Source organism: Trichococcus sp. (genome assembly GCF_049589555.1).
Taxonomy (GTDB): Bacteria; Bacillota; Bacilli; order Lactobacillales; family Aerococcaceae; genus Trichococcus.
On the sequence record NZ_JBAWAZ010000076.1, the window covers coordinates 1 to 11,568 of the forward strand.

The 11,568-nt window shown below is 49.1% G+C and carries 9 protein-coding genes and 7 tRNA genes; 5 read left to right on the forward strand and 11 right to left on the reverse strand.

All coding sequences use genetic code 11. From position 1 onward, the window contains the following. The 3 genes from WBV27_RS03510 to WBV27_RS03520 all read left to right on the forward strand — a co-directional run. Positions 1-294, forward strand: a 294-nt coding sequence (locus WBV27_RS03510; protein WP_424199469.1) for an Hsp20/alpha crystallin family protein, incomplete at its 5' end; no start/stop codon positions are given. Positions 295-440: 146 nt separating this feature from the next. Next, positions 441-920, forward strand: a complete 480-nt coding sequence (locus tag WBV27_RS03515; RefSeq protein WP_319995530.1) for an Rrf2 family transcriptional regulator — start codon at positions 441-443, stop codon at positions 918-920. A gap of 19 nt (positions 921-939) precedes the next feature. Continuing rightward, positions 940-3,579: a YhgE/Pip family protein gene (locus WBV27_RS03520; RefSeq protein ID WP_424199472.1), complete on the forward strand. Its 2,640-nt coding sequence runs from the start codon at positions 940-942 to the stop codon at positions 3,577-3,579. Between the two features lie 282 nt (positions 3,580-3,861). Here WBV27_RS03520 and WBV27_RS03525 read toward each other — a convergent pair whose 3' ends face one another. After that, the gene (locus WBV27_RS03525; protein WP_424199474.1) at positions 3,862-5,310 is read right to left on the reverse strand and encodes a glycoside hydrolase family 1 protein; all 1,449 of its coding nucleotides are present in this window, start codon (positions 5,308-5,310) and stop codon (positions 3,862-3,864) included. 175 nt (positions 5,311-5,485) lie between these two features. Between WBV27_RS03525 and WBV27_RS03530 the strand changes: the two genes are divergently transcribed. Further along, complete coding sequence (locus WBV27_RS03530) at positions 5,486-5,839, forward strand: MerR family transcriptional regulator (protein ID WP_424199476.1); 354 nt, start codon at positions 5,486-5,488, stop codon at positions 5,837-5,839. A 35-nt stretch (positions 5,840-5,874) separates the two neighbouring features. After that, a complete protein-coding gene (locus WBV27_RS03535) occupies positions 5,875-7,641 on the forward strand; it encodes a 1-deoxy-D-xylulose-5-phosphate synthase (protein ID WP_424199478.1) in 1,767 nt (588 codons plus the stop codon). Positions 7,642-7,814: 173 nt separating this feature from the next. Here WBV27_RS03535 and WBV27_RS03540 read toward each other — a convergent pair whose 3' ends face one another. The 10 genes from WBV27_RS03540 to WBV27_RS03585 form a co-directional block, all read right to left on the reverse strand. Then, positions 7,815-8,552, reverse strand: coding sequence for an SDR family oxidoreductase (locus WBV27_RS03540; RefSeq protein WP_424199480.1), 738 nt, complete (start codon positions 8,550-8,552; stop codon positions 7,815-7,817). Between the two features lie 151 nt (positions 8,553-8,703). Further along, positions 8,704-9,081, reverse strand: coding sequence for a MerR family transcriptional regulator (locus WBV27_RS03545; protein ID WP_424199482.1), 378 nt, complete (start codon positions 9,079-9,081; stop codon positions 8,704-8,706). Between the two features lie 350 nt (positions 9,082-9,431). Continuing rightward, positions 9,432-10,598: an IS200/IS605 family element RNA-guided endonuclease TnpB gene (tnpB, locus tag WBV27_RS03550; protein ID WP_424199484.1), complete on the reverse strand. Its 1,167-nt coding sequence runs from the start codon at positions 10,596-10,598 to the stop codon at positions 9,432-9,434. 267 nt (positions 10,599-10,865) lie between these two features. Continuing rightward, positions 10,866-10,949: transfer RNA gene (locus tag WBV27_RS03555), tRNA-Leu, on the reverse strand. A 39-nt stretch (positions 10,950-10,988) separates the two neighbouring features. Next, positions 10,989-11,059 (reverse strand) — tRNA-Cys (locus WBV27_RS03560). Between the two features lie 22 nt (positions 11,060-11,081). Next, a tRNA-Gln gene (locus tag WBV27_RS03565) sits at positions 11,082-11,153 on the reverse strand. Between the two features lie 8 nt (positions 11,154-11,161). Continuing rightward, positions 11,162-11,234, reverse strand: a tRNA-His gene (locus WBV27_RS03570). Between the two features lie 20 nt (positions 11,235-11,254). Then, a tRNA-Trp gene (locus WBV27_RS03575) sits at positions 11,255-11,325 on the reverse strand. Between the two features lie 33 nt (positions 11,326-11,358). Continuing rightward, positions 11,359-11,439, reverse strand: a tRNA-Tyr gene (locus WBV27_RS03580). Between the two features lie 13 nt (positions 11,440-11,452). Beyond that, positions 11,453-11,525 (reverse strand) — tRNA-Phe (locus WBV27_RS03585). Positions 11,526-11,568: the final 43 nt, after the last annotated feature.

Consider the following 11,568-nt stretch of genomic DNA (forward strand, 5'->3'; position numbering starts at 1 on the left):
AACTATCAAGTGACAGCCGATCTGCCCGGCTACAGCAAAGAGGATATCACTGTGGATTATGACAACGACATTCTCTCCATTTCAGCAGTCCGCAAATCGGAAAAAATCGAAAAAGACGATAAAGGACAAATCATCCGCCAAGAACGTTCTTCGGGTTCCGTTCACAGGGAAATTTATTTGAAAGGCATCAACGAAGAAGATATTACAGCTACTTTGACTGATGGTGTCTTGAACTTAGTGCTTCCGAAAAAAGAACCTACTGTACTTTCCAAACGTAAAATTGAAATATTCTGATACTTAAAGAAAAGACCGAGCAAACCGCCTTCTTGGTTTGCTCGGCTATTTTTTTTGCCTCAAAACGAAAAGCTTCACTTGAACAATCGGACATTAAGAGATAAAATACATCCATGGATAAAATATATCTACGAAAGAAGGCGGAAATGATGAAAATGAAAAGCGGCGTGGAACAAGCCATCTGCATCCTGATCATGTTGGCGACCCAAATCGATCAGCGTCCGATCAAGAGCGCCATCCTGAGCAAGCGTTTGTCCGTCTCCGATTCCTATCTGAAAAAAGTGATGCGCTCCCTAGTCGTTTCAGGACTGGTCGATTCCGAAGCCGGTAAGGACGGCGGATTCAAATTAAACCTGACTCCGGAAGAAATCACGATGCTGCATATCTATGAAGCGATAGAAGGAACGCACAGCTTTGTCCGGCCATCCAATCTGGCCGAAAAAGTGTTCTTACGCGCGGAAAAAATCAAGTACAAAAAAAAGGAAGTCCTCGAGGTTTTCTTTGATGCAGAGCAGCAGTTCAAAGCTCGCTTACAGAAATACACACTCGATTCGCTCTTGGTCGAAGGCTCAGACAGGGTCGAAAACGTAGATTGGGAATCCATCGTCCTATCTACAGAAATTTAAATAAAGGAAGTGCACTATCTTGTTGAAGCAAGAATGGAAGTCTGTTTTCAAATCGAAAAAAATATTAATCATCCTGTTCGGGATCAGCCTGATCCCTTCCCTTTACACCGTGCTCTTCCTCAGTTCCATGTGGGATCCCTACGGTAAACTGGCCGAACTACCGGTCGCCGTCGTAAATCAAGACATGACAGTCTCCTATAATGAAGAAACTTTGGGTATCGGTGACTCGCTTGTCGCCGGCTTAGAAGAGTCCGGCAGTATGGACTTTCATTTCGTGTCTGAGCAAGAAGCCGAAACCGGACTGGCTGATGGCACCTATTACATGGCTCTGACCATCCCGGAGAACTTCTCGGAAAATGCAACCACCTTGTTGGATACAACGCCTAAACCGATGGAATTAACTTACCGGACTAGTGCAGGCAGAAGCTATATCGCTTCAAAACTGACGGCTTCTGCCGCCAAAGAAATCAAGGATACCATCTCGGATGAGGTGACGGCCATCTACGCGGAGACCATCTTTGATAAGCTTCAGGCGGTCGCAGACGGCATGCAAACGGCAGCGGATGGTAGCGCACAGCTCAGTGACGGCACCACCCAGATTAAGCAAGGCAACGAAAGCTTGAGCCAAAATCTGCATGTGCTTGCGGACAGTTCCCTCACTTTCAGTGATGGTGTCGATACATTGGCTGTCGGCCTGCAGACCTATCTCGATGGTGTCGGCCAACTGGATGCAGGCGCCTTGGCATTGAACGAAGGAGTGGGTACCTTGACTGACGCTATGCCGGATCTGGAAGCCGGCGTCAGCCGACTGAATGACGGCGCGGCTACTGCGGCTGCCGGCAGCACATCACTAAGCAACGGTCTTTCCAGCTTGGCCACAAACAGCCTCACACTATCGACCGGCATGAACAATTTGAACAACGGCATGAACCAATTGTCTGCTGGCAGCGCCGCCTTGACTGACGGCTTGACCGCACTGAACACGAATCTCACGAGTGCTGAGCAACAAGCCAAACTTGCTGCACTGCAGGGCGGACTCGACCAAATAAAAACCGGCATCGAAACACTCGACAGTCAGCTGCAGCAATCCGCCCTGTCAGCGGACTTGACTGCCGTATTGTCCCAGCTGAACGGTCTCAGCACCACCCTTTCGTCGTCCCAATCAGAATTGAACACCATCATTGCTGCCGCGGATCCCGCCAGCAACACAGTTGCCATCATGGCTGCAATCGCCCAAAGCGGAACCGAATTGACAGCCGAGCAGGAAGCGGCTGTCAACCAAGCTGTCTCAGCGCAAATGGCGATCATTGCGAATGAACAATCCAGTTCCATACAGACGATCACAAATGATCTCTCAGCACTTTCCAGTTTGAACGGTATTGATGCTTCAGCGATCACGCAACAAGTGACCGCACTCCAAAACAGCATCAGTGGTCTGTCGGCAGGCTATGCCACTGTTTACGGCGGCGCGACAACCCTCGTTTCCGGATACGGCCAGATTGGTGCAACCACCCAAGCCCTGCTTACCGGTGGCAAATCGCTCCAGGCTGCCATCGGAAGCGCTCAAAGCGGCTCCCAACAACTTGCTGACGGCCTATCCCAACTCAGCAACGGTTCCGAACAATTGGCTCAAGGTGGAAAGAGCCTGACCGAAGGCAACACCCAAGTGAGTGCCGGCTTACAGACTCTGAATGAGAAGACCGGGCCCCTGGCAGCAGGCGCGGCAAAACTCAAGGACGGAACAGAGGCACTCGCCAACGGTACCACGCAGCTTGTCGAAAAAGGCAGTCTGCTGACCGATGGTACCAGTCAGCTTGCAGCCGGCGCTGAAAAAATCAGTGACGGCTCCGGTCAATTGGCGGATGGATCAAGCCAGCTGAATGCCGGCCTGATAAGTTTGCTCAGCGGTACGAATGAACTCGGCGCCAAACTGTCGGAAGGCAGCGCTGCGCTGAATGAAGTCGATGCCACGGAAAGCACCTATGCCATGATGGCTGAACCGGTCATCACGAACCAGATCGAAACGGCTCCGGTCGCCAACAACGGCACCGCGATGGCACCATATATGATGTCCGTTGCGCTCTTCGTCGGCGCCATCAGTCTTAACTTGATGTATGATATCTTCACTCCTCGGAATTATCCGAAAAATGGCCGCAGTTGGTGGGCCAGCAAAATCTCAGTCCTTTCCGCTGTCGGCATCTGCCAATCCCTCATTATGGTCAGTCTTCTCGTGACCGTGAACGGTTTGGAGCCGTCCTCAATCGGAAAATTGCTCTTGCTGTCCATTCTGACCGCAGTCGTCTCGGTGTCGATCGTCATGTTCTTCAATCTGCTTTTTGATAAAGTCGGCTCGTTCCTGATGCTGATTTTCCTGATTCTGCAGCTATCCGGATCCGGCGGCACTTACCCGATCCAATTATCGAATCCATTCTTTGAGGCGATCCATCCTTATCTGCCGATGACTTATTCAATCGATGCCTATCGTCAGCTGTTCGGACTCGGCGGCAGCATTTCCACGGATCTGTTCATCCTGTTGGCGATCCTGATTGCCTTCAATCTGCTGATCATCCTTTTCTACGCGATCAAACGGAAACACTTACGGAAGGAAGACTTCGAGGTCGAGGAAGAATCGGCCGCTCTGGAAACCCAAACCGCTTAAAAACTCTATGAATGCCAAAACACGCACACCGGTATAGGCTGTGCGTGTTTTCTTTTTTTCTTTTCTGGGTGCGTACAGCACCGCTGACGCTTCTGTTGCGCCAGCTCCGGTGAACAGCGGCTTCGCCGAAGTTCAGCTAATATTCTGAGTTGCCATCTCCGATGAGGAGACCCTCGCCGGAGTTGCGGCCGAAAGTTACCTTCGTACTCCGGGGAGCGCCCCCTCACCGGAGCTGAGGACCAGTTTGCGTCACGCTCCTAGAGTCGAATCAGTTTTCCAAACTTAATCCGCCAATATGTTCTCGCCGTTTGTGGCAATCACTTCTTTGTACCAGTCGAAGGATTTTTTCCTTGAGCGTTCCAAAGTACCGTTGCCTTCGTCATCCAGGTCGACATAGATGAATCCGTAGCGCTTGCTCATCTCGCCGGTGGATGCGGACACAAGGTCGATGCAGCCCCAAGGTGTGTAGCCGATCAGGTCCACCCCATCCAGAACGGCTTCATGCATCGCCTTGATGTGTTCCTTCAGATAATCGATGCGGTAATCATCCTTTACGGAACCGTCCGCTTCTTTGACGTCCTTTGCACCAAGACCGTTTTCGACGATGAACAACGGCACTTGATAACGATCCCAAAGATCATTCATGGAAACGCGCAAGCCCATCGGATCGATCTGCCAGCCCCATTCGCTCGCCTTCAGGAACGGATTTCTGACGCCGTTCATCAGGTTGCCTGAGGCCGCATCACTTTCGCCCTGCTCTCCGACTTCATCAGTCGCCATACTCATGTAGTAACTGAAACCGATGTAATCAACCGTATAATTTTTGATCAGGTCCAGATCGCCTTCCTCCATGACCGGCGCTTTGGCATCATATTCCTGCAGCAGACGGTTCGTGTAAGTCGGATAAGCCCCCCTTACTTGCACATCGCTTGTGAAATAGTCGAAAGCCCTCTCTTTGAATTGCGAAGAAAACTGGTTTTGCGGATGCGCATTCAATGGATAGAATGGCGCATAGATCTGCATGCAGCCGATTTGGATGTCTTCGCGCAGCTCATGGCCGATTTTCACAGCAAGAGCGCTTGCGACGAATTGATGGTGCCAAGCCTGAAAACGGTTCGTGAAGTCATCCGAACCCGTGCTCGGGATCAACCCTTGCGACAATGTCGGAAATTCCAAAGCCGAATTGATTTCATTGAATGTCATCCAATATTTAACTTTTGATGCAAAACTTTCAAGAACGACTTTAGCGTAACGTTCGAAGAAGCCAACAATCTTACGGTTTTTCCAGCCACCGTATTCCTTCGCCAGATATAGCGGCATTTCGTAGTGGGATAGAGTAATGACTGGTTCGATCCCGAATTTCAAGCACTCATCGATCAGTTCTCCGTAGAATTCCAAGCCTTTTTCATTCGGCGTCTCCTCATCGCCTAACGGGAAAATCCGGCTCCAAGCGATTGAAAAGCGGTAGGCTTTGAAGCCCATTTCAGCGAATAAGGCTATATCTTCCTTGAAACGATGGTAGTGATCGATTCCGACATGGTTCGGATAACCATATTTTTCCTTGTCGATCGTCCAGTCGAATTCCTGCGAATTCAAAATGGCGAAACGTTGCTTCCCGCCCGGCATCGCATCCGCAACGGACGGCCCTTTCCCATCTGAATCGAAAGCTCCTTCACACTGATTTGCGGCAGTCGCACCGCCCCAAAGAAAATCCTTTTTGAAACTCATCATAATTGCCCCCTTTTTTTCATTCGTTTAACTGACTCAACTCTACCACTTAACCTTGACTTTAAGTCAACAGGAAATAGGAAATTTTATCCATTTGAAAATTTCGCTTGACTTAACCTTAACTTTAAGTTGTAAGCTTTGCCTATAAAACAAATTATGCCAAGCAGAGGTGATAAACATGAATATTTCAGAAGCAGCAGAAAAATCAGGGCTGACCGCGGTGACCTTGCGATATTACGAACGGATCGGCTTGATCCCGCCGGTAAAACGAGGCAACGGTGGCGTCCGATTATATGAAGAATCCGATCTCGGGTGGATCAATTTCATCAAATGCATGCGCAATGCCGGTCTGTCGATCGAATCGCTGATCGAATACACAGCCCTATTCGACAAGGGAACGGAAACCGTCGTTGCCAGGAAGGAAATCCTCATCGAAGAACAGAAAAAAATGGAAGAACGTTACAACGAACTAGGAAAAACACTGGAAATACTGAACAAGAAAATAGAACACTACGAGCAGGAACATTCTTGAGAACTGCACACACAACCAAAAGGAGCGATTTTGATTTGCATACACTACAAACAACAATCATAGACAAAGTGAACAGTCCCGCAGACGTGAAGACACTGAACCTCATTGAGATGGAACAATTGGCTGGAGAAATCAGGTCTCTTGTATTGAACAAAGTCAGCCAGGTCAGCGGCCACGTCGGACCCAACTTGGGTGTTGCCGAATTGACGATCGCTTTTCATCATGTTTTCGATTCGCCAAAGGACAAGATTGTCTGGGATGTTTCCCATCAGTCCTACCCTCACAAAATTCTGACAGGCCGCAAACACGGCTTCGTCGACAAAGAGAACTTCGATTCCGTCACAGGCTACACTTCCCAGCATGAAAGCGAACATGACTTCTTCACTGTGGGGCATACTTCCACGTCCATCAGTCTCGCTGTCGGCATGGCGAAAGCGCGGGACCTGAAGAAGGAAACGGGAAATGTCGTTGCCTTGATCGGTGACGGTTCCCTGAGCGGCGGGCTCGCCTTCGAAGGCCTGAACAACGCGGCAGAATTGGGGTCCAATCTTATTATCATCGTCAACGACAATGAAATGTCAATCGATGAGAATTCCGGCGGCCTCTACCGTTCGTTGGCCGAGCTGCGCGCGACAAATGGGGAAGCAGCCAACAATCCGTTCAGAGCACTGGGCTTTGATTACCGCTACCTCGAGGAAGGAAATGATTTGGCAAAATTGATCGAAACCTTCCAGTCTATCAAAGACATCGATCATCCGATCGTGCTCCATGTCCACACCGAAAAAGGCCACGGCTACGAAAAAGCCACTCAGGAAAAAACGAACTACCATTGGCGTTCACCTTTCAACCTGGAAACAGGCGAAAGCTTGAGAAAGTCTGCAGGGGAATCGTACAATTCCATCATCATGGATCATCTGATCAAAAAGGTCGATGAGGATGAAATGAAACTGGCTGCCATCAATGCAGCCATCCCTGGCATGTTCGGCCTGAATGCCTTCCAAGCCGCACATCCGGAGCATTATTTCGATGTCGGCATCGCCGAAGGCCACTCGATTACGTTTGCAGCCGGACTGGCTTCGCAAGGCGTCAAACCGGTTGTCTTCCACTCGAGCACCTTCCTGCAGAGAGCCTATGACCAATTGTCGCATGATCTGGGCATCAACGAATTGCCGGCTGTACTGATCATCAGCGGCGGATCCATCTCAAGCGGCGCAGTGACGCATCTGGGTCTGTTCGACATTCCGTTGATCAAGAGCATCCCTAATTTCAACTATCTTGCGCCGACAAGCAAGGAAGAACTGCTTGCGATGCTGGATTGGGCGCTGCAACAGGAAAAAGGGCCGATTGCCATCAGATTGCCGAACGGACCGGTCGTCTCCAGAGAAAATACACTGGCTGACTTCCAATCGCCAACTTATGAAATAATCCGCAAAGGCAAGAAAATAGCGGTCTTGGCGCTCAGTTCTTTCCTTTCTCTTGGCGAACGAGTCGCTGAGCAAATGAAGGTTGAAACCGGTGAGGACATCACTCTGATCAATCCGCGCTCCATCACCGAGGTCGATGCAGATACACTGAAAGAACTGGAAGCGACCCATGACTTGGTCGTCACGCTCGAGGACGGTTCATTGGCTGGCGGCTTCGGTGAGCAGATTGCTTCCTTCTATGGTGCTTCTGCTGTCAAAGTTTTGAACTTCGGCGCGAAAAAAGAATTTACGGACAATATTCCGCTCGAAACGCTTTATGAGCAGTTCCATCTGACACCTGAATTGATTGTAAAGGATATGCTGGCAGCTCTGGCTTAAACCATTTTACAGCATTACCCGATCCCGATAATTTCATCACTACATCAAAAAAATCCCTTCCGACGTTGTGCAGCTGACGTCGGAAGGGATTTTTTTAGTTGGGCTGGTCCGCAAGCAGCACCAGTCAGCAATTTTTTTTGCGCTACCGCGTTCACCGCCTCAATGGATATATGTTATATCGATTGTGTTGTCGGGCGGACAATCATTTCACTGACGGACATGCGATCTGGCGTGTCGATCGCAAATACTACTGCCATAGCGATATCTTCCGACCTCAAGCCCCGGTCTACTTGTGCCTTGTGCACTTCCTCGGCAATCTTGCTGTCGCTGATCGTTTTGTACAATTCTGTTAGCACAGCCCCCGGGGAAATGATGGTCGATTTGATATTATTCTTGCGTTGTTCTTGACGCAATCCTTCCATGATGGCGCGCACAGCAAATTTTGTGCCGCAGTATACCGCTGAATCAGGATAGACAACGTGCCCTGCTACCGAATCGGTCGAAATGATGTGACCAAATTTTTGCTCTGCCATCAGTGGGAGAACTGCTGAAATGCCATTCAACACACCCATGATATTGATATCCAACATTTGTTGCCACTCGTCACGGCGACCTTCAACCAATGGCGCGGTAGGCATAACCCCGGCATTGTTGAACAGCACATCGACATGCCCGTAGGTTTCGACAGCCAAATCGACCACTTTTTTTACATCCTCATAATTGGATACATCCGCTGCCTTGTAAACAAGTTCTGCGTCCGGCAATGAATCTTTGATTTCAACTAGGCGATCTTCGCGACGTGCCGCAATCACCAGTTTTGCCCCTTTTTCAGCCAATAGCCGTGCGGTCGCTTCACCGATTCCGCTTGAAGCACCCATGATAATGACTACTTTTTCTTCCAATGATTTCATATTATGTTCCTCCTCTGATTCTTTGATAGTTTGACTTTAACACTTAACCTTAGCGTTAAGTCAAGCCTGATGGCAATTTCTTTTGTGAATCATAACGGGCTTCATGCTGTTGTATTGGTTTTTTTTCCAACTATGAAAACTGTAGATATCTTTAATGCGGGAGACTATCTTCGGAAGCCCGCAGCGTGCCTTCGAAGCTTTTGATTTTTCCGTTCAGCCTCTCGATCGTTTCACTGATTTCCTTCTGTTTGGCAATCAGTTGATCTCTTTCCCTGATCAAAATATTTTTGCGCGCTTCATCGGACTGCTCCCCATTTCTGAACAAGGTCGTATATTCAATCAGCGACTCGACCGACATCCCGGCACTGCGCATGCATTTGATGAAATCGATCCAACCAAGATCGTCTTTTTGGTAATCCCGCACCCCACCATTTTTTCGGGTTACGGGAGGAATCAGCCCTTCGCTTTCATAATAACGCAGTGTTGCAGCTGTGAGCCCGGAAATTTTTGCAGCTTCAGAGATATTCATGACGGTATCACCTCTTCTCGCATACAGTATACAACAAATGTATGCGGTTGGTGCCAAAAAAATATGAGACAGGAGATAGATACCGTTCTGAGCACTTCCTACAGGGAGGGACTCTACAAAAAGATCAGCAATTTTTCTACTGAAGAGTCGATATTGTTCATTCTAAACGTGCTCTATGCTTGCTTTTTCTCGAAAGACTACATAAAAAATTACACCTACAAACTAAAGAATTCGATAAAACTGGAAGAATCCCGCCGTATTCGGCAAATGGATCTGAAGGATTGAACTACCCCCACCTACGCTGTCTCTTAGAGGTGGGAGATTCCTACGAACACCGGAGTATCCCCCGGTTATCTTAGTAGGCTATCCCCGCAGCTTCCTGCGGTTAGAAGCCTCATGGCTTCGTTTCTCAGATTGATGCTTGCGTTCAGATCCCGGTCATGGTGGGCACTGCATTGCGGGCAATCCCATTCTCGGACGGCGAGATTCTTCACGTCTTTGTTTTGGTAGCCGCAGCATGAACAGAGTTGGCTGGAAGGGAAGTTCCGGGCAACGGCGACGACTTGCTTGCCGTACCATTTCGCTTTGTATTCCAGCATCGTCCGAAACTGCGCCCATGACGCTTCCGCTACTCCTTTGGAAAGCTTTTTGTTCTTCAGCATGCCGGACACCTGCAGGTCTTCGATACCGATGACGTCGTGGTTTTTGACGATTTCGGCCGAAATCTTTTGCAGGTAATCGGTTCTGGCGTTACTGATTCGTTCATGGATTTTGGCGACTTTGACACGCTGCTTCTGATAGTTTTTCGATTCGGAAAGCTTGCGTCCATCCTTTTTGGCCTGTTCCATACGCTTGGAAAGGATTCTCTGTTCTTTAGTCAGTTTCCGCTCCAGTTTGCGGAAAAACCTTGGGTTTCCGTAGACAGTCTCATCGGAAACGACGGCAAAATCCTTCAAGCCTACATCGACCCCGCAAGCGGAACCCGTTTTCGGCAATAGCTGGACCTCAGTATCGACCAAAAGGGAAACATAGTAGTTGCCTGAAGGGTTCCGGCGAACAGTGGCGCTCATAATTCTGCCGTCCACTTCTTTGGACTTCGCGAACCTGACCAACCCCAACTTAGGCAGCTTCAACCTGTTCCCCAAAACGGCGATGTTCCCGTTGGTCTGTCTGGTCGTGTAGGACTGGACCGGATTCCGTTTACTCTTGAACCGCGGAACATCGTTCTGTTTTTTGAAAAACCGGTCATAGGCATCGCTCAGGTTCCGCACGGCTGATTGCAAGGCGACGCTATCCACCTCCTTCAACCAGGCGGTTGATGGATCCTTTTTCAACGCAGGCAGCCCGGCGGAACAGGTGCCGTAGCTCAGTCCCTTCCCCGTATCCTTATAGATTTTGTTCCATTCGGACAGGAAATGGTTAAATACAAAACGGGAGCAGCCGATGGTCTTCGTAATCAGGATTTGCTGCTCTTTGGTGGGGTAGATCCGAAATTTGAATGCTTTGTTGACGAGCATTGGTTCTCACCTCCTTCTATAGCATATGATACACGAACAAACGTTCTTTATCAAACGGGGAGGTGCGCAGCAAGCAAAGAGTATCCTAGAAAAAAATGTAAGCTAACGCCTACCGTCATTCATCTCCCACCTACTCATTGAGCAGTGCCCTCATTCCTTGGGGTGGGAGTCTTCTGGCGGAAAATGATAAATTGTGTTCTCGATAATAGATGCAAAAAAAAATAAGCTTGCAACGATGAAATCATCGTCGCAAGCTTATTTGTCTGATACCGGCGGCCGGGGTCGAACCGGCACGCCCTTGCGGGCACTGGATTTTGAGTCCAGCGCGTCTGCCAATTCCGCCACGCCGGCATGATATGAAGAATGCAATTTTCCATCTTACTTCTGGAAAGGCGGTAACCGGATTTGAACCGGTGATAGAGGTTTTGCAGACCTGTGCCTTACCACTTGGCTATACCGCCGAGATGTTGCTATTTGAAAAAACTGGGCTAGCTGGATTCGAACCAACGAATGACAGAGTCAAAGTCTGTTGCCTTACCGCTTGGCGATAGCCCAATAAAGAGGGCGACCGATGGGAATTGAACCCACGAGTGCCGGATCCACAAACCGGTGCGTTAACCACTTCGCCACGATCGCCATGATATTAATTTAAAAAACAGGGGTAGTAGGACTTGAACCCACACTGACGGTTTTGGAGACCGTAGTTCTACCTTTAAACTATACCCCTATGGAACAAATTTGAAATTTAATCCAAAAAAAATGGAGGGAGGCAGATTCGAACTGCCGAACCCGAAAGAGCGGATTTACAGTCCGCCGCGTTTAGCCACTTCGCTATCCCTCCAACATATAAAAAATGGTCCGAGACGGATTCGAACCGCCGACACCTTGAGCTTCAATCAAGTGCTCTACCAACTGAGCTATCAGACCAAAATAAAAATTTAAAAAACGGCTCCGACGGGATTTGAACCCG

Coding starts and splice junctions, on each gene's coding strand:
- WBV27_RS03515 (WP_319995530.1), top strand. CDS start 441: ATGATGAAAATGAAAAGCGGCGTGGAACAAGCCATCTGCATCCTGATC.
- WBV27_RS03525 (WP_424199474.1), bottom strand. CDS start 5,310: ATGATGAGTTTCAAAAAGGATTTTCTTTGGGGCGGTGCGACTGCCGCA.
- WBV27_RS03530 (WP_424199476.1), top strand. CDS start 5,486: ATGAATATTTCAGAAGCAGCAGAAAAATCAGGGCTGACCGCGGTGACC.
- WBV27_RS03540 (WP_424199480.1), bottom strand. CDS start 8,552: ATGAAATCATTGGAAGAAAAAGTAGTCATTATCATGGGTGCTTCAAGC.
- WBV27_RS03545 (WP_424199482.1), bottom strand. CDS start 9,081: ATGAATATCTCTGAAGCTGCAAAAATTTCCGGGCTCACAGCTGCAACA.
- tnpB (WP_424199484.1), bottom strand. CDS start 10,598: ATGCTCGTCAACAAAGCATTCAAATTTCGGATCTACCCCACCAAAGAG.